Here is a 17,895-nt window from a genome sequence, read left to right as displayed (position 1 = left end):
CTTCCATCGCGTTCATTGAAGGCCGGACAGCGCAAGGCAGTACAACGTTTAATGAATATCTATAACGATAATTCTTCTCAGGATGACATAAATGTCAAGCCTGAGATGTTCAGTCATGAGGAGATGAGATGAAGGTGGTCAATGCGCTTCGATCGGCGTACCAATCTGCGGGTCATGCGGTGTCAATGACCCCAGAGGCGGGCGGAGCCACGATCGGCATGGTGGGCCATAAAACACCGGCGCTCATAGCCGATGGCATATTCAAAAGTTACGGCGTTCACGAAGTGCTCAAAGGGGTCTCGCTTCAGGCTGAGCGGGGCGACGTTATCTCGTTAATTGGCAGTTCTGGGTCGGGGAAAAGTACGTTTTTGCGATGCATGAATCTCCTGGAGGTCCCTACCAAAGGCCGCATCGCGGTGGGGCAGCGCGAGATCAGCGTGGAAACCGACACAACCGGTCGCGTCGTCGGGATGGATCACAAGAAAATTGACCAGATGCGCATGCAGCTCGGTATGGTTTTCCAGGGCTTCAATCTGTGGTCCCATATGACCGTGCTGCAAAATGTGATGGAAGGGCCAGTCCATGTGCTGAAGCTGCCAAAGAACGAAGTGCACGATAGGGCAATGGATTTCCTTGGGAAAGTTGGCGTTGCGGACAAGCACGCCTGTTACCCATCCGAGTTGTCTGGTGGGCAGCAGCAGCGAGTAAGCATCGCGCGTGCGCTCGCGATGCAGCCGGCTGCGCTCCTTTTCGACGAGCCGACCTCCGCACTCGATCCCGAATTGGTGGGAGAAGTGCTGAAAGTCATCAGGAAGTTGGCGGAAGAGGGGCGCACTATGATAGTCGTTACTCATGAGATGGGTTTTGCTCGTGATGTCTCCAACAAGATGATCTTTCTTGAAAGGGGACGCATTGAGGAAGAAGGGACGCCAGAAGAGGTTTTCAAAAATCCTGCATCGCCGAGATGTCGTGAGTTTCTCTCGCGTGTACTTTAACCGGCTTCAAACGCGATATTGAAATCCAGAGAATCGCAAAACGAAGAAGATAGGACATAGTCCAGGAGATGTTCATGAAGTTCCTAAAAATCGGCGCGCTTATTGGAATGCTGTCTGCTGCATTGATGCTCTGCGACCCTGTTATGGCCAAGGAGTACAAGAGAATCACGATTGGTACCGAAGCTTCGTATGCTCCGTATGCCTTCAAGGACACGAGCGGCAAGATGGTTGGCTTTGAGATCGATGTAGCTAGCGACTTGTGCCGACGGATGGGATTGCAGTGCGAAATCGTCGATCAGGCCTATGACAGCCTAATTCCCTCTCTCTTGTCCGGTCGGTTTGATTCAATTATGGCTGCAATAGGGATCACACCTTCGCGAGAAAAGGTTATCTCATTTTCCAGACCGTACGTAACCACTCCGATGGTTTTCGTCGCCACATCGGCGAGCGATCTAATCGCTGTCAAGATATCGCCATCAAATCTGAATTTGGACAAATTTGATGCTGATGAGGAGTCAGCGATAAAAAAAATCACCTCCGCTCTGAAAGGAAAAACCGTTGGGGTACAGGTGGGCAGCAACTTCGAGACATTCATGAAGAAGTTCATGCCGACCGTGAGACTTTCGACATATGACACCACGGATAACATGATGCTCGACTTGACGGCGGGGAGAATCGATGCGGGAATGGTTTCCTTCAATTTCCTCAAGCCGTTGATGGACAAGCCTGACGGCAAGAACCTGCGGATATTTGGCCCCAGTATGACGAACGGGCCGTTCGGCAGCCGAGTGGCCGCTGGATTTCGCAAAAATGACGATCAACTACGCGCCATGTTCGACAAGGCGATCGGGGAAGCAGTTTCGGATGGCAGCCTGCGCAGACTTGCCATCAAGTGGTTCGGCTTCGACAATTCGCCGAAGGAATAGGTAAGTGAATACGGTCGTTTATGCATAGCCGAACTCAATTTGATGGGGAATGAAAATGGATATTTCAGTGCTTGCATGGGGAAGCACAGCGTGGGTTGATGAATTTGCGCGTGGCACCGTTATGACGGTTGCCGTCGCGGCGTGTTCATTTCTCGTCGGCATTTTGCTCGGATCGGTTTTTGCCGCGGCAAAACTCTCTCGCTTCAGTTTGCTGCGTTTTCTAGCTGACGTGTATACGACGGTCGTACGCGGAATTCCCGAGCTGCTGATAATTTTTCTGGTGTTCTTTGGTGGGGGTACGTTGCTCCGGTATGTCGCGAACGCTGTTTTCGGATTCGAAGGTTATATAGAACTGCCGGTGTTCGCAGTCGGTGTGCTCTGCATCGGCATCAGTGCCGGAGCCTATGCGACAGAGGTCATACGGGCGGCGGTCATAGCCATTCCAACAGGACAAATTGAAGCGGCAGTGGCAATGGGAATGGAGCGGGCAGTGCTACTTCGTCGGATTCTTATTCCACAGGCGGCGAGATTCGCGTTGCCCGGTCTGGGGAATGTCTGGCAACTGGCGTTAAAGGATACCTCGCTCATTTCCGTTGTTGGGTTGGTTGAAATCATGCGCACAGCTGCCATCGGAGCTGGATCTTTCAAAGAACCGTTCACGTTTTATCTGGCCGCCTTCGTGATTTTCCTTTTGCTTTCTTCGATTTCTAACCAGGGATTTCTGAGAGCAGAGAAGTGGGCTAACCGCGGCGTAAGGAGTCGGTGATGGATTTTCAGCTGATATATGAGTCGTTTCCAAAGCTTCTTGCGGCGGTTCCTGCGACCGTTGCATTGGCTTCCGTGTCGCTTTTTGTTGGTTTCCTGCTTGCGGTCCCAGTTGCATTGGCTCGGCTTTCGAACAGTAGACTTTTGGCTTCTCTCGGTTATGGTTACGTATATGTGGTGCGGTCCACGCCGCTTCTGGTGCAAATGTTCCTGATTTATTATGGATCGGGGCAGTTTAGAATTGTCTTGGAACACCTCGGCCTGTGGGCGCTATTTCGCGATGCGTGGTTTTGTGCGATTTTGGCTCTGTCGCTGAACACTGCGGCCTACACCAGCGAAATCATTCGCGGTGGTGTTCAGTCAGTACCATGGGGACAAATTGAAGCGGCGCGGTCAATTGGCATGTCGAGCGTTCTTTTATTCCGCAGAATTGTCTTCCCGATTGCAATGCGGCAAGCACTCCCAGCTTATGGAAGCGAACTTATGATTATGATCAAGTCAACGTCACTTGCGTCAACAATCACCATAGTCGAAGTGACAGGAGTGGCTAAGCAAATCATCTCTAACAGCTACCGCCCCGTAGAGGTCTTTCTCATAGCCGGCTTCATATATCTCAGCATGAACTTTCTTATCAGCAGAGTCATATTCATGATCGAAAGGCGGATTAGTCCGAAGAAACGCGATCGCCGCACGTTCGGATCTTCTGCTGCAGCGGCCATGCATTAAGCATTTCGGCACGGTGTCTGTCGCCCATGAACGCATCAACAGTTCGACGACGTACAAGTGGCCTGACGGCACGAACCGACATTGTCCCGTTATGGGCGGCTCGGTCCGGGTACACAAGGGTAATTGGCCCTTGCGCACTGTTTTTTTCTCATGGCCGACGGCTTGGTGTTTGAAGAGTCTCTGGCTGCGTTGACTACGGCATGCCGACAGCAAAACTGGATCGTGAGAGGACATCGCGGTATTGCGAATTAACGTGTCACTTGCAGCCAACTATCAAGTTCGAAAGTGTTCAATTGATGTTATCGAGGCACCATGACGAGTAATGTAATCGACGACGAGCGTTATCCTCAAGGCGGGATTGTTCAAAAATTCTCCGCTTATATCGTGGAGGCGCGGGAAAATCGAGCTCCAGAAGAGTCGCTGGAGTTTGCGCTCAAATGTATCCTGGATCTGCTCAGTGCTGTTGGCGCTGGAGTTGGGCAGGCGGGGGCCCTTGCGATCCGAAAGACGGCTCACGAAACGCGACCTCCTGGCGACATTCCTATCTGGTTCACGGGAGAGACCAGTTCCGTCATTGGAGCTGCTTGGGCAAACAGTGCCGCTGGTTCTGCGCTAGACCTCGACGATGACACGCCGGCATCTCGGGGCCATCCTGGAGCTGCTGTTATTCCAACAGCCATCGCCGTTGCCAAAGAGACGAAAGCTACCTTTGGAGAGCTATTAAATGCGATTGTCATCGGTTATGAAGTTGGTACAGCGATTAGCGCTGCGCGCGCCTACGGAAGTAGTGGTACGTGGGCGCCTTATGCGGTCGTCGCGACGGCTGCGGCGCTTCGCCGGTCCTCCCGCGAGGTGATTGAACACGCTTTGGCGATTGCTGGGGAAAGTGCACCCAATCAGTCGTTGGCGAGCGCTCCCGCTCCCCGAAAACCGCATCCCGAGCCAAACCATGTCAAGGAGGGCATCACGTGGGCTGTTGTGACCGGCCTGGAGTCGCTTGCGTCAGCGCAGAACGGATTCCACGGCGCCCGCAATATCTTGGACGCAACGCGTTACTACAATTTCGCGGACGATCTAGACCTCGGTTCCTACCAGTACATTCGCACGACGGGCTTTAAGCCATATTGCTGTTGCAGGCATCTGCACGGTGCGCTTGATGCATTAATCGAGCTGATCAAAGAACATCGGTTAGTGGGCCGAAATATCGACAGGATTGAGGTCGAAACATACGGGCCGGCCTTACGCATTTCGAACCGGAAAGAACCTCGAGATATAATGGATATTCAGTATAGTCATCCCTACTGTCTCGCGTTGGTCGCGCACTACGGTCACGAGGCTCTGTTGCCACTGACTGGCGATGTCCTAAACAATCCCTCTGTCACTGCGCTTTCACACAAGGTGGAACTTTCGCTAAGTCCGGAGCTGGACAAGATCTATACGGAAAGCGGCATGCTGCCGGCCCGTGTCACGGTCACATGCGAGGATCAGCGCTTTGTTTCACCTGTAACCTTCCCGAAGGATAACGGTCTTCCGTGGGATAAACTTGAGGACAAGTTTCGACAGGCCACGCGTTTCGTTGCCACTCCCGAGCAGCAGAACATTGTGGTCAGGGCCATTTTGGACGCCAGACGAGGCGACATGTGTGGTTTGACGGAAAGCTTGTCGGAGATCCAGTTCGTTTAAGAACGGTATTCGCGTAGCCCGCGTAGTTCGGAAAGTCACGGATCGTCGATGTAAGGAAACGAATAGATAGTCTCAGCTTGTGGAGGGTCGTCCGCAAGCTGTGGCTACCGTTACCGCGCATACAGCTCGGGAGTTGCATTGTCCGACGTGGCCGTGGGCTCTGTCGCTGAGGCTTGCCTGCGTACAGATGGTCGGCGCGAAGGCGCAGGGTAATTCCGCGCCAGGCGCCGCTGATGCCCGCCCGAACCGGATGTCGGATATCCGTGCCTTCGGCTGCGAAACCTTGTATCCCCGGTCCCGGTCGATGGCGACGATCTTCGGCTGGACAATGTCCGGAACTGCTGTTCTAACGCCTTCTTTGGCGCGTTCGACTCATGCGCTTTACCCGGCATCCAACGAGCTGAAAATGGGTCGCATATGGAAGTGACTGCGAGCAAGGACGCTCAACCATTCGGGGGGGACGCCGCGACCGTCAGAGCAAGCATTCTTCAGAGCTTCAAAAGGGCGGATCCGGGCTTTAATCGATGCTACCGCTGGACGTGTCCTTTCAGGGAATGTTTCGCGCCCGATGTCATGAGCGCGAGCCCTGTTGACCTCCTGCAAAGCGGCCGATGCAACTTCGACTTTGTTGGCGAGGGTCGGCCCCATAATCCTCGCGTATATGGGTGAGAACTGGCGTTTTCCAAGCTGCGACGTCGTGTACAGTGGCGACGTGGGTGCAACGGCGGGTGCCAGTACGCTGTTTCGCCAGCGACCTACTAAAGCAGGAATGAGATTTTAAAAGCGGCGGCATATGAAAAGACAACTTCAACTACGGCAGATAGAGGCATTTAAAGCTCTCATCGAGCAAGGCACGGTGAGTCGAGCAGCCGAGGTTCTTCACGTGACCCAACCTGCCGTGAGCAAGCTGCTAGTCCACCTTGAGGAGGAGACCGGTCTTGAATTGTTCGAACGAGTCAAAGGCCGACTTGCTGCGACGGCGCAAGGCATGCGCTTGTATGGCGAGGTCGATCGAGTGTTTGCGGGCCTGAGACAGATTGAAGAGGCGATCGCCATCATCCAGCGGAAGGAGATGAGTCACTTTGCTATCGGAGTGCTTCCGGAATTATCCGGATCATTCATCAGGCGAGCGACGATGATGTTCCTCTCTCGGTGTCCAGACGTTCGTCCGACGATCCATATGCGAGCGTCCAACATTGTGTCGGACCGCGTCGCCACGCGTCAGATGGATGTTGGATTCACAACGAGCTTGATGAGTAGCCCAAATTCGGTGGTGACTCCTATTATGGAGAGCCCGTTAGTTTGCATCATGCCGAAAGGGCACCCCCTGAGCAGACGCGAATTCGTCAGCCCGGAGCACGTCGAGGGAATCCCTTTCATCGGATATGCGGCTGATAACCGGACGACCAATGCTTTCAATGACGCTATCCACTCTTACGGGGTCGATCTCAACGTCGTGCTGGAAAGCGAGACCACGCCGACTCTGTGTGAATTCGTCTCGGCCGGACTCGGGATTTCATTGGTACACCCGCTATCTGTCATCGACATGCAAGGTCGTTTAGATATAAGGCGATTCAAGCCCGATATTCCTGAGTATTTTCATTTCTGTCATGCGAGGTCGGCGAAAAACATCGAGCTTGTGCAGGAATATGAACGATGCGCCAAAAAGATTGCAGAAGAGGCGTGGGCGGAGATATTTGGCGAGTCGGCCGCAAAGCAATCCTAGCAGAACGCTGAGATGGGTCATCTTAACGGATCCGCCTTTCGCCGTTTTCGGATCTCGCTGCGGTTTTTTGCATTGGACAATTGCAACGTTCAGTGCCCGTTCGACTTTTCTTTTAGCGCTCAGGATCGTCTGTTGTCCTCGCCGGAAACTTCCAGTTTAAAGCGAACGGCCCGGATTCTGGGTCAGCTTTATTATAGTTGTCATTGGTCGCTACTATATGCTGACCTGTGTCTTGGATCGCATGAACACGAGATCGTAGGGGCTACGTTGAGCGCGAACATCCTGTCTACCTTCTTCAACGTGCACACTGTCGCCTCGCGAATGCCCCCGCGATGCTCCCCCAGCCGAAGCCCTGCTTGATCAAGTTACCCTTTTTTCTGCGAGATGGCGCAACTCAGACTGAAGCATATTTTCTTGACCGCGGCCGAACGCCGCAGCAGATAGTCGTTGGCCGCTGAATCAGTGCCGCTGAGCAGGTAGTCGCGGGGCCTGATTGCAACGCAGCGCAATGCACGTTCGACCGGCAGATTGTCGAATTTGAGTTGTCCGTCGTCGCAATAAAACGTGAGCGCTTTCCATCAGTTTAATGTATGGAGGATCGCCCAACTCGTGTCGGATTTTCGCGTCGGCGGCACGTTGGCCGCTTTGTGTTCGAATCGCCGGTCAGCGCACGTCACGTGCTCGTTGACGATAGGCGGTATCAATTCTCGGTCAGCCACGGCCGCGTAACACAGCGCATTGACCGTATCGCCGTGGCAATGAAGTTGTGCATTGGGACCAGTCATGGCATGGGGGTCTCGTTGCTGAGCTTGGGGCTTTTGCGAGCGCCCGTGCTGCCGAGTTGTTGTCATGATGGAAGCCATCGTCGCACTCTATTCTCGTATGCCATAGGCACGCATGGTTTAGCGTGTCGTCCACGCTGGTTTGTTTGCCTGAGAGTCGGCCCGTGCCCTCAGCGATGGCTACCACCTCGTCGAAAAATCCGATGGGCGGGCGTTGCTCGATAAATCGATCACGGCTTTTCGTGGAGATCTGTCGCCTACCGGCGGTGTGCGCGTTTGAACATAACCACTGGGAATACCTTGTACTTCAAATTCGACTTTGACGCCTTGCGGCGACGATCATAGAGTTAACCAAATCATTCAGGAAAAGAGGCGGGCTTGATACGCGAAAACCATGACGTCGTCATAGTCGGCGGCGGTGTTGTCGGCTGCGCATTGGCGCACGGGATGCTGGGGCGAGGGAGGCGTGCGCTTGTGCTCGACGGGGGTGATTGCGACCCGCGCGCGTCGAAAGCGAATTTCGGTCTTGTCGGCGCGTACGGGAAGGGATATGGCGCGCCCCGCTACCAGCAGCTGTCACGCGAGAGCGTCGCACTTTGGTCCGTTTTCGCAACAGCGCTGCACGATGAAACTGGCACTGATGTCGAGTATGAAAACGATGGATGCTTGCGCTTTTGCCTAAGCGAAGCGGATTTTGAAGAGGAAGCCGAATTCCTCGCGAGCTGGAATGCGCAAAGCCAGAAAATCGACCCGTGTTCGCGCATGATCGATCGTTCTGTACTAGAAAAGCTGCTGCCAGGTACACGGCTCGGGCGGGAAGTGGTGGGGGCTGGAATTGGCGTTGGCGATGGCCATTGCAATCCGCTTAATCTGTTGCGGGCGCTGCAGCAAGCCATTGGGTTACGCGGCGGCACTCTAGCTGGCAATCACACGGTGTCGAAGATTGAGCCATGTCATGACGGTAGTTTTCGTGTTCATGTGCAAACCCCGACAGGTCCGCGTTGTTTCGAAACGGGACAGTTGATCATTGCGGCCGGGCTTGGTTCCACAGCCCTGGGGGCAATGGTGGCGCTCGACGTACCGTTGCGTCCCCAGCGTGGCCAGTTGCTGGTAACTGAACGGCTCGACCCAATTCTGCGCCTCCCCGCTAGCGGCATTCGCCAGACTCGCGACGGTACAGTAATGATAGGCGTAAGTCATGAGGAAGTCGGTATGGATCTCGGTACCACTACCTTCACCGCTGCCAGGATGGCAAAGCGCGCCCTACGGATTTTACCGGACCTTGCTATGGCTCGCCTTGTCAGGCATTGGGCATGTCTGCGCATCATCACCCCGGACGAGCATCCTGTGTACGCACAATCTTCAACGTATCCTGGTGCTTGGATCGCGCTCTGTCATTCCGGCATCACCCTCGCGGCGGTTCATGCTGGACCAGTTGCGGATGCTCTCGCGCGCAACGTACTGCCAGAAAACTTCGAGTTCTTCCATCATAGGCGCTTTGATGTTTCGCAAGTTATCTAGTCCCGCCGAGGACGCCGTGGTCATGGTATCGATCGACGGCAGGCGTGTGACTGCCGAGCGAGGCGAATCCGTGGCGGCAGTCCTCGTGCGCGAGGACAACCCCGTCGCTCGCACCACGCCGCGAAGCGGCAGTCCACGCGGACCTTTTTGCATGATGGGTGTGTGCTTCGAATGCCTTGCTGTCGTCGATGGTGTAGCGTCCACGCAGACCTGTCTGACGATCGTGCGCGACGGGATGCGCATCCAACGCCAACACGGTCGCCGCAATCTCAGTGTGGCGGTCGCTGAGTCAGACGACGGTAGTGGCGATCTTCCTGGTGGCGAGGTGCATTTGTGATGCGAAGGTTCGATATTCTGATTGTAGGTGCAGGACCTGCCGGCATGAGTGCCGCAATACGTTCTGCTCGTCTTGGAATGACCACGATCCTCGTGGACGAACAGCCTGCACCGGGCGGTCAGATATGGCGCGCCGTCGAAGAAAGCGTCCGGCGAGGTGTTCATCAAGGGTTAGGCGCTGCGTACAGCGCAGGCGCGGCGGTGGTGCAGAACTTTCGCGAATGCGGTGCGCACTACCTGCCGGAGACGCGTGTATGGCAGATCGAGCGAACGTCTGGCCTAGGAAAACCGGCCGGTTCCATGGAATCGATCGTCTTTTTGAGCCGCGCGGATGGAGCTGAAAGTATTCGCGCTCGCCATGTGTTGCTAGCGACGGGCGCACAGGAACGGCCCATGCCTTTCCCAGGTTGGACGCTTCCGGGTGTGATGACAGTCGGCGCCGCGCAGATTCTGCATAAAAACGCTCACCAGATACCCGATCAACCCGTCTGGATAGCCGGTAGTGGGCCATTGCCACTGCTTTACATGACGCAGCTGCTCGACGCCGGCGGTAGGATTGCAGGTTGGCTTGACACGACTCCCCGCGGCGCCCTGCGTCGGGGCATTCCGACTCTACGTGGCGCAGTTGACGGCTGGCATGATCTCCTTAAAGGGCTACTGTGGTCGGCAAGACTGCGCGGGAAGGGGTTCCCCATTGTTCGAAACGTCAGTAGCCTTCGCGCTTTGGGTATCGGCCGTCTTGAACAGATTGTCTATCGCACCGAGAATGGGTTGTCGGGCGATGTGGCTGCCGACATTCTTCTGGTTCATGAAGGCGTGGTGCCGTCTATCCACTTCACTCAGGCGATGGGATGCAGCCATCGATGGAACGAAGCACAACTTTGCTTTGAGCCCGAAGTCGATACATGGGGTGAAACCAGCATGACTGGTCTCTTTGTCGCAGGCGACGGCGCTGGAATCGGCGGCGCAAAAGCTGCGTGCACACGCGGTGAACTTGCTGCTATAGGCGTCGCGCTTTCCTCGGGCGTACTCTCAGCCGGGCGCGCAAGCGAGCTTGCAGCGCCGCTGCGTCGGCGGCTCGCACATGAGCTGGCGATGCGGCCTCTGCTTGATTCGATCTATCGGCCGCGTACGGAGATTTTCACGCCGCCCGATGAGACGATTGTCTGTCGCTGTGAAGAGGTAACGGCTGGCGATGTGCGGCTGGCTGCGGAACTCGGCCAGCCGGGGCCGAACCAGCTAAAGGCGTTCACGCGCGCGGGTATGGGCCCGTGTCAGGGTCGTCAATGCGGCTACACCGTTGCTAATTTGCTTGCGTCTGCACAATGTCGCTCTGTTGCTGCGGTTGGTTTCCAACGCGTGCGGCCGCCACTAAAGCCGATAACGCTCGCGGAGCTCAGTGCATTTGAAGAGTCGTCATGAGGGCGTGTAGGCATGCCTCGGAGCTCACGACATGGCAATGAGAGAGTATGGTGCAGACGTTTCAGGTCCCGGAAAAGTGGAGCATGTCGCGAGACTAATCGGATTTCCCCCTTTCTGAGTAGCCTACTCGGTCGCATTCTGCGCCGCCGATCCCGGCATGAAGATAGCGCTCGGCGAACGGTATTCGGCGTTGGGCTGCAAGTGCCTGAACGTTGTTTGTATTCTGTCGAAGGCGTCGCTGCACACGGCGCTCCTCGTCGAGGAAGCGGAAGCGCTCGCGTCGCACGGCATCTCGTTTCGCAAGCTCGAGATCAATCTCTACAAGCTGCGTGACTTCAAGTCCGGCGTCGTCAGGAAGCTGAAGCCCGGCCTCGCCGGCAGGCGAAGGCGCGCAAGGTCGAAGTCGTGACGGGCGTCGGTGCGTTCGTCGATCCGTATCACATGGAAGTGCAGGGCGAGGGCGGCAAGAAGGTCGCCCGCTTCAAGCAGGCGATCATCGCGGCCGGCTCGCAGTCGGTGAAGCTGCCGTTCCTGCGGGAAGACCCGCGCATCGTCGATCCGACTGGCGCGCTCGAGCTGCGCCAACAGCCGAAGCGGATGCTCGTAATCGGCGGCATCATCGGCCTAGAAATGGCCACCGTCTATACGACGCTCGGCGCCGAGATCGACGTGGTCGAAATGCTCGACAACCTGATGAACGGCGCGGACCTCGTCGAGGTCTGGGAGAAGTACAACGCGAAACGCTTCGGCAACGTGATGCTGTAGACCAAGGGGGGCGGCGTGGAAGCGAAGGCGGACGGCATCTACGTGAAGTTCGAGGGCGAGAAGGCGCCGACAGAGCCGCAGCGCTACGACCTCGTGCTGGTCGCCGTCGGGCGCAGCCCGAACGGCAAGAAGATCGGCGCAGAAAAGGCCGGCGTCGCCGTCACGAATCGCGGCTTCATCGAGGTCGACAGGCAGATGCGCACGAACGTCCCGCACATCTTCGCGATCGGCGACATCGTCGGCCAGCCGGTGCTCGCGCACAAGACTGTGCACGAGCGTCGCGTCGCTGCGGAGGCGACGCACGGTGAGAAGGCCTACTTCGACGCACTCCAGATCCCGTCGGTGGCCTACACCGATCCGGAAGTCGCGTGGGCCGGCAAGACCGAAGAGCAGTGCAAGGCCGAAGGCATGAAGTACGCCAAGGCCGTGTTCCCGTGGGCGGCATCGGGCCGCGCGATCTCGAACGGCCGCGACGAGGGTTTCACGAAGCTGATCCTCGACGAGGAAACCCATCGCGTGATCGGCGGCGGCATCGTGGGCCTGAATGCGGGCGAGCTTTTCAGCGAAGTGCGCCTCGCGGTCGGGATGGACGCGGACGCGGAGGACATCGGCAAGACGATCCATCCGCACCCGACGCTCGGCGAATCGATCGGCATGGCGGCCGAGCTGTACGAAGGCGTTTGTACCGATTTGCCGTCGAAGCGGAAAAGGGCAAGTCGGAAGTAAATCGAGGTCTGGGTGGGGCTGCCGAACGCGTGTTGCCGCGAGCCAGTCACTACCTTCGCTCGTCAGGATCGCGGAACCGTAACCTTCACGGAATGAGGAAGACTATGGCGATTGGGGGAACGTCGCTGAGAAGTATGGTGCAGGACTGGTTGGCGCCCGACCCGAAGAGAGGGTTTCGGGTCAGCCACTACGGACGATCCAGCAGGGGGCGATATGTGTGCGTCGTCGCAGACAATGGAAGCGGGTCGAAGGCGATGTTCTTTTTTCGTCATCGGGACGGAAAATGGCGCGTTTTTCCACCCGATCCTGAGAGGCCTGCCATGCGCATCGCTGAAGTTTCGTATGCCCGAGGCGTGCAGCGAAAAGTACGTGTGGACCTTTAGTATACCGAGGTGATTGTGGCATCCAAAGATCCTGCTCACGAGCTGCTCAGAGCCGCGTCGAGCCGGCCTGCCGGGCGGGGGGCCGGTGATAGTTTGCGAAGCGTGCAAGGAGAGTTTCGATGATCAGCGACAGACGGAAGATCGTCCACGGTCTTACCTGTGGTCGATGTCCACTCGAACCGACGCGCAAGCGGAGCCTGCCGGATGGGTCGGGGAGCTCTGCGTCGTCGCAACGATCGCAAATCTGCGCGAGATCGAGCAGGTGTATGGAGAGACGACTGCACTTGGCGTGCGGCATGCCGTCTATGAGCGGGCCCGGGCGCTCTCACGATCAAGGAGGGCTGCCGTTGCAACAACGGGTGCGCATATCGTTTTTATCTTCGACCTGTCCTGCACGGACGACGCATCGAAGCAGTTTTGCGGGGCCATCATCGAGCACCGGATAGTCAAGGTACTTGGCGCGCACGCTGTTCGACGAGCCGACGTCGGCACTCGACCCGGAGCTCGTCGGCGAAGTGCTGAAGGTCATGCAGAGATTGGCTGGAGAAGGCCGCACGATGATTGTCGTCACGCACGAAATGGGCTTCGTGCGAAACGTATCGAACCACGTGCTGTTCTTGCATCAGGGGCGCGTCGAAGAAGAGGGGGCGCCGGCGGAGGTTTTCGGTAATACGCGGACTGAGCGCCTGAAGCAATTCCCGTCGGGCAGCCTGAAGTAAGCTCCGCAGGCTGCGCATCATGCCTTGCGAACGCGTCTCGGCCCCCTCCGTATTGCACCTCGTGGGGCGTAATCGAGGGGAAGAAAAGAGGTTGGATGCAGTAGTGGTATCCAGTGAGTTGCTGCGATCGCTTCGGCTAGCAACTCGTCAGCGGTCTTTCACGACCATGGTTTGTGGCTTAAGCGGCGTAGTAATGGAGCGCGCACCTGGGGCTCTGCGCGCGGTGCACACCCCTCGGCAGAGAGGCGACGTGTGCTGCCAGTACATTTCCACGAACTCGAACTTTCATGTACTCAAAAACGTACTCATTCGACGTCGGCTTATCGCGGAACGCGAGCACGTTTCAGGCGCCCGAGAAGCAAAAAAGCCCGCAAGAGCGAGCTTGATCGCGAACATCATCCAGCAAACTGATCTGGAACTATTTTTATCGTGTCCAGGAGAGGACTCACGTTTTCTTTGTAGGCAATTGATTTTTAATGATATTTACTCGGGTTTATCTTGATTGTGTACTCGTCAACGTACTCAGTTGCGCTTTGCTCTAAAACCTGGCGTTTGTCGCGCAAATGCAACGCTGGGTCGACGTAAGGTAGGGACGTAGTGCCGCCTACGGACCGCTGTTTTGCGGCGAATCGATGCGTCTCGTTGATGCGTCGATTGAAACCACCCGGAGAGGAACCGGATATCGCAATCAGGTCAACCGCGGCGTCGGACGCTGCCTGTGTTGGCGTGGACCGCCGTGCGTATAGAGCGATCGTGGGGGGCGGCGGTTCTTCGGCATTTCCACGCTGGAATGGCCCTCCAACGCCACTATTGGCGTGCTGAACGTCGCGACTGCACTGCGTACAGCCGCAGTTCGAAAAAACACGCAAGCGTCGGATCATCGGCCGTCGCGGACGATAGCGCAAGGCATCGGGCCCTGAGTTGATGTCATTTCCCTTGGAACCTGGGCGAGCGCTTCTCCAGGAAGGCCAAGGTTCCTTCCGTCTTGTCTTCGGTCGCAGCGCATATCGCGAACAATGAACTCTCAATGCGCAAGCCTTCCGATTGGCTCGCGTTCATTCCGGAGTTCACTGCCTCGATGGCGAATTTGATGGCGATCGGCGCATTAGCCGCGATCTGCCTAAGGATCGCTTCGGCACGGGAGATGAGATTCGCACTGGAAACGATCTCGTTGACTAACCCGATCCGATAGGCCTCTTGCGCGTCGATCATGGCGCCTGTGAGGATCAGTTGCAGGGCCAGGCCCTTTCCGACCAACCGTGGAAGGCGTTGTGTTCCTCCAAAGCCGGGAATGAGTCCCAACTTGACTTCGGGTTGGCCAAACTTCGCGTTCTCTGTCGCCAGCCGGATCGTGCATGCCATTGCCGTTTCGCAACCGCCGCCGAGAGCTAGCCCGTTGACGGCTGCAATGACCGGCTTGCCAAGTGTCTCGATGAGATCTAGAACGCCTTGTCCGTTCCGGGACGACTGTTCCGCCTCTATTGTGGAGATATCGACGAACTCGCTGATATCCGCGCCAGCGATGAACGATCTATCGCCCGCGCCGGTCAGGATGATACCCTGCACCTCGGAATCATCCCGAGCGTCCTCGAACGCCGTTCGCAGATCGGCGAGAGCTCGCTTGTTGAGAGCGTTGAGCGCCTTTGGCCGGTTGAGCGTCACATAAGCGATGCCGTCTCTCTTTTCGTAGAGGATCGTCTCGAGAGGCAATGCAGCAACTGCGGGGCTTGTGGAATGCTCCAGTTCGGAGTATTGGCTATTTGTCACTTGTGCTGTCCCATTGGATGGTGATGGTCAGAAATCCGCTTAGCGGTAATTCAATGAGCAAGGTGTCGTCTGCTCGACGTAGGTTGATGCCTGTGTGGCTTGTCACCTCACGCGCACTGCCGGATGCGACCAGCACGCCATTGATACTGAACTTCCAGTTGCCGCGATTCCAATGATTGCCGATCGAAAGCGTAGCCACAGGTGCCAGCCCGGATGGCGGGCCAAGCCTCAGTGTCAGGAGTGACTCGTCTTTGTTGAACCAGGCGCTGCGAACGTCGAGAGCAGGGCTCATTTCGACGAGCGCCGGCTCATCGAAATGAGCGGTGGTCGTCCAGGGATCGTCATAAAGCTTGCGCAGACCATGGGGAACATTCAGCCGCGCATAGGACAGCAAGGCGTTGCCGGTATGCGGATCCATTGCGATCGGCCGCCCGGCGCCGTCGAGCGCTTCGTCGCGGCGGGGATAGAAATACCCGCCGTCCCTCCATATGGGCTGAAGGAAGTGGTCCGCGTAGGCAAGCAAACGTCCCAACGTGTCGTGGTCGCCGACCTCGGAGGCGCACACTGCCGCCCATCCGAAGTCGCGCGCCGACGGTGCCGCGGCACTGCTGGGCGACAGCGGTGGCGATGGCCGGATGGTCAGCGAGCCGTCCGGTCCTTCAATCGACCACTTCGTGATTTGCCGTGGATAGTGCTCCTCGACGAAGGCCGGATTCCACGCGTGCATCATCGATGCCGTCCAGAAATCGGTCCATGGCGCACCGTTCGGTGGTGTGATCACTCTGCGCTCCTTCTCCTGGATCATCATGTTGAAGTGACCCGTACCGTCCAGCACGCCGAAATCGGACCAGGCTCGCAGATACCCATCGGTCACTTCTTTCGCCAGCGATCCACCGTAGACCATGTCGTGAAGACGAAAGCCGAGAATGGGTATCTGGTTACACACCTGAAACACGCAGTTCGGTTCGCAGGCGATGCCAAGGTAGCCGCGCTCGACCATATTCCAGTAGAGATGTCCATTCAGCGAACGCTCGTCGTAAGAGAAATGCTTGCCGCCCGAGGCCCAGAACAGAGGATTGACCGAGAAGGTCAGCGCGCCCGGTGCCGCATATTTTGGGTCGCGGAACAGGTAGTGATACAGAAGGGCCATCGATTGCACATAGGCGCTATACATGATGTTGTCGGTAGCGACGGGGTCCCATTGCGGCGGCAATTCGCCAAGCGAGCTATTGAAGGGACCGTTGCCGGTGCTCACGTAATGCCAATATGTCCAGACGTCTGGCGACAACATCTTCTGCACGAGTGCATCGAATGCGGGGCGAAACACAGCGGGCGCCGCGGGCAGGCGGTGTACATGGGTCAGCGCCAGTGCGTACGACATGTAGGCGAGCTGGAACCGGAGCGAGCCGAAGTCCTCCTGTAGCGAGGTTTTGCCTTGCATGCCGGACCAGTCGTCAGGCAGTCTGGCGGCAAGATTGAGGATGTGCTGCAAATGGCCAGCCTGAAGTTCATCCAGCATTGGCACCGTCGCTGATTGGCAGCGTATCGTTTCGTTGCTCATTTGTCTCCTGAAGATCTGGGCTGCAAGGCTCGCTTCTGGTTGTCATGTGACCAGTGGATGTCAATTAATAAACGCGTTCAATTAAAAGTACACAATGCTGTCGCTTCTGTCAATGCAGAGATGGGCATGGCGGCTGCATGCTCGCTCCGGCAGAGCTAACTGATCGGGAATGGGGATTGGATTCCGTGGCGCGCTGGAATAGGCACCGGAGTAAGGCGGGAGGCGCCTAGCGCGGCTTGCGTTTCGCCGGGCTCCTGACTTCGGCGTTACCGTTATGGACGCCGCTGGCCAGCCAACTGTCGATGATCGCGTTGACGGTTAATTCGACCATCTTGTAGGTGTCGGACCAACGCTTCGTCGGGGTTGTGCGAGGCACGAGTACTACCCCATAGATTGCGGCGATCAGCGTGTCCCCCGCAAGCCGATTAGGCAATGGTGGCTCCGCGAGCGTATCGAATAGCGCGTCCACGGCGTGGTAATACACGTTGAGTGCGCGCAATACGACGGGCGATTCTCCGAAGCGCATGTCGCCATCTTCCGCTGTGCCAGGACTTTTTCCCACCATGGAAAAAAGGAAGTCGAACTGTTCGGGGCGGCTGAGCCAATAGTCGACCGACCGTATCGCCACCTGGCGCACGCGCTCGATCGGATCCGTCGCGCCCGATGCAACCTTCTCGAAATACTCGGCAGCAGCAGTCAGATCGTTTTCACGAACGGCTACGAAGAGCGCCCGGTGATCGTTGAAGTACTGGTAAATGGACGCCGGCGAATAGCCGGCCTCGGCCGCTATGCGTCGAAGCGAAACTTGGGATGGGTGCTCTTGCGCCAGAAGGCGGCGGCCGGCGTTGATGAATGCCCGCCTGACCTGTGCCTTGTCTTCGGGTGTCTTTGCGCGACTCAGGCTGCCGCTTCCAGGGATACGTTTGCTCAACTTGGATGTTCAACGAAAGGCGTCAGGGAAGTATAGCGCAGACCCGTGGACCATTGTGTCTGGCGCCGGCTCGTCGGAGATCGCGCGGGAAAACCACTAGCAGAGACTTTCTTGACCGGCGCGGGAACCGATGCGATAGTGTAACTAATCGCGTTAAATTA

The 17,895-nt window shown here is 56.9% G+C and carries 12 protein-coding genes and 3 pseudogenes; 11 read left to right on the top strand and 4 right to left on the bottom strand.

What is annotated here, in order from left to right:
* Nucleotides 1–218: 218 nt before the first annotated feature.
* The 6 genes from B0G76_RS13070 to B0G76_RS13045 all read left to right on the top strand — a co-directional run bounded on the left by B0G76_RS13070 (nucleotide 219) and on the right by B0G76_RS13045 (nucleotide 6,821).
* A complete protein-coding gene (locus B0G76_RS13070; protein ID WP_120296351.1) occupies nucleotides 219–995 on the top strand; it encodes an ABC transporter ATP-binding protein in 777 nt (258 codons plus the stop codon).
* A 74-nt stretch (nucleotides 996–1,069) separates the two neighbouring features.
* Nucleotides 1,070–1,921, top strand: a complete 852-nt coding sequence (locus B0G76_RS13065; RefSeq protein ID WP_120296350.1) for a transporter substrate-binding domain-containing protein — start codon at nucleotides 1,070–1,072, stop codon at nucleotides 1,919–1,921.
* A 55-nt stretch (nucleotides 1,922–1,976) separates the two neighbouring features.
* Complete coding sequence (locus B0G76_RS13060; protein WP_120296349.1) at nucleotides 1,977–2,687, top strand: ABC transporter permease; 711 nt, start codon at nucleotides 1,977–1,979, stop codon at nucleotides 2,685–2,687.
* On the top strand, nucleotides 2,687–3,412 hold the full coding sequence (locus B0G76_RS13055) for an ABC transporter permease (RefSeq protein ID WP_120292680.1): 726 nt from the start codon (nucleotides 2,687–2,689) through the stop codon (nucleotides 3,410–3,412). The genes B0G76_RS13060 and B0G76_RS13055 overlap by 1 nt, the downstream gene beginning before the upstream one ends.
* A gap of 312 nt (nucleotides 3,413–3,724) precedes the next feature.
* On the top strand, nucleotides 3,725–5,095 hold the full coding sequence (locus tag B0G76_RS13050) for an MmgE/PrpD family protein (protein WP_120292678.1): 1,371 nt from the start codon (nucleotides 3,725–3,727) through the stop codon (nucleotides 5,093–5,095).
* A gap of 793 nt (nucleotides 5,096–5,888) precedes the next feature.
* Entirely contained in the window at nucleotides 5,889–6,821 is a 933-nt protein-coding gene (locus B0G76_RS13045; protein ID WP_120292676.1) for a LysR substrate-binding domain-containing protein, read from the top strand.
* 365 nt (nucleotides 6,822–7,186) lie between these two features.
* Here the strand turns inward: B0G76_RS13045 and B0G76_RS44795 are convergent.
* Nucleotides 7,187–7,387: pseudogene (locus tag B0G76_RS44795) on the bottom strand (IS66 family transposase); the annotation flags it as partial.
* 594 nt (nucleotides 7,388–7,981) lie between these two features.
* Here B0G76_RS44795 and B0G76_RS13035 point away from each other — a divergent pair.
* The 5 genes and pseudogenes from B0G76_RS13035 to B0G76_RS13010 form a co-directional block, all read left to right on the top strand.
* Entirely contained in the window at nucleotides 7,982–9,124 is a 1,143-nt protein-coding gene (locus B0G76_RS13035; RefSeq protein WP_259460566.1) for an FAD-binding oxidoreductase, read from the top strand.
* Nucleotides 9,105–9,461 carry a (2Fe-2S)-binding protein gene (locus tag B0G76_RS13030; RefSeq protein WP_120292675.1) on the top strand — a complete coding sequence of 119 codons (357 nt, stop codon included), beginning with the start codon at nucleotides 9,105–9,107 and terminating at the stop codon, nucleotides 9,459–9,461. Before B0G76_RS13035 ends, B0G76_RS13030 begins: the two co-directional genes overlap by 20 nt.
* Nucleotides 9,461–10,882 (top strand): NAD(P)/FAD-dependent oxidoreductase, encoded by a 1,422-nt coding sequence (locus B0G76_RS13025; RefSeq protein WP_120292673.1) that lies wholly within the window; start codon nucleotides 9,461–9,463, stop codon nucleotides 10,880–10,882. The genes B0G76_RS13030 and B0G76_RS13025 overlap by 1 nt, the downstream gene beginning before the upstream one ends.
* Before the next feature lie 124 nt (nucleotides 10,883–11,006).
* Nucleotides 11,007–12,373: pseudogene (locus B0G76_RS13020) on the top strand (dihydrolipoyl dehydrogenase family protein); the annotation flags it as partial.
* Between the two features lie 850 nt (nucleotides 12,374–13,223).
* Nucleotides 13,224–13,475: pseudogene (locus tag B0G76_RS13010) on the top strand (histidine/lysine/arginine/ornithine ABC transporter ATP-binding protein); the annotation flags it as partial.
* 927 nt (nucleotides 13,476–14,402) lie between these two features.
* Here the strand turns inward: B0G76_RS13010 and B0G76_RS13005 are convergent.
* The 3 genes from B0G76_RS13005 to B0G76_RS12995 all read right to left on the bottom strand — a co-directional run bounded on the left by B0G76_RS13005 (nucleotide 14,403) and on the right by B0G76_RS12995 (nucleotide 17,734).
* Nucleotides 14,403–15,242 carry an enoyl-CoA hydratase-related protein gene (locus B0G76_RS13005; RefSeq protein ID WP_259460565.1) on the bottom strand — a complete coding sequence of 280 codons (840 nt, stop codon included), beginning with the start codon at nucleotides 15,240–15,242 and terminating at the stop codon, nucleotides 14,403–14,405.
* On the bottom strand, nucleotides 15,232–16,803 hold the full coding sequence (locus B0G76_RS13000; protein WP_120292669.1) for a hypothetical protein: 1,572 nt from the start codon (nucleotides 16,801–16,803) through the stop codon (nucleotides 15,232–15,234). The genes B0G76_RS13005 and B0G76_RS13000 overlap by 11 nt, the downstream gene beginning before the upstream one ends.
* Nucleotides 16,804–17,029: 226 nt before the next feature.
* A complete protein-coding gene (locus B0G76_RS12995) occupies nucleotides 17,030–17,734 on the bottom strand; it encodes a TetR/AcrR family transcriptional regulator (RefSeq protein ID WP_120292667.1) in 705 nt (234 codons plus the stop codon).
* Nucleotides 17,735–17,895: the final 161 nt, after the last annotated feature.

Origin of the sequence: Paraburkholderia sp. BL23I1N1 (assembly GCF_003610295.1) — a bacterium.
Classification (GTDB): Bacteria; Pseudomonadota; Gammaproteobacteria; order Burkholderiales; family Burkholderiaceae; genus Paraburkholderia.
This window is presented reverse-complemented; position numbering and strand designations above follow the sequence as displayed.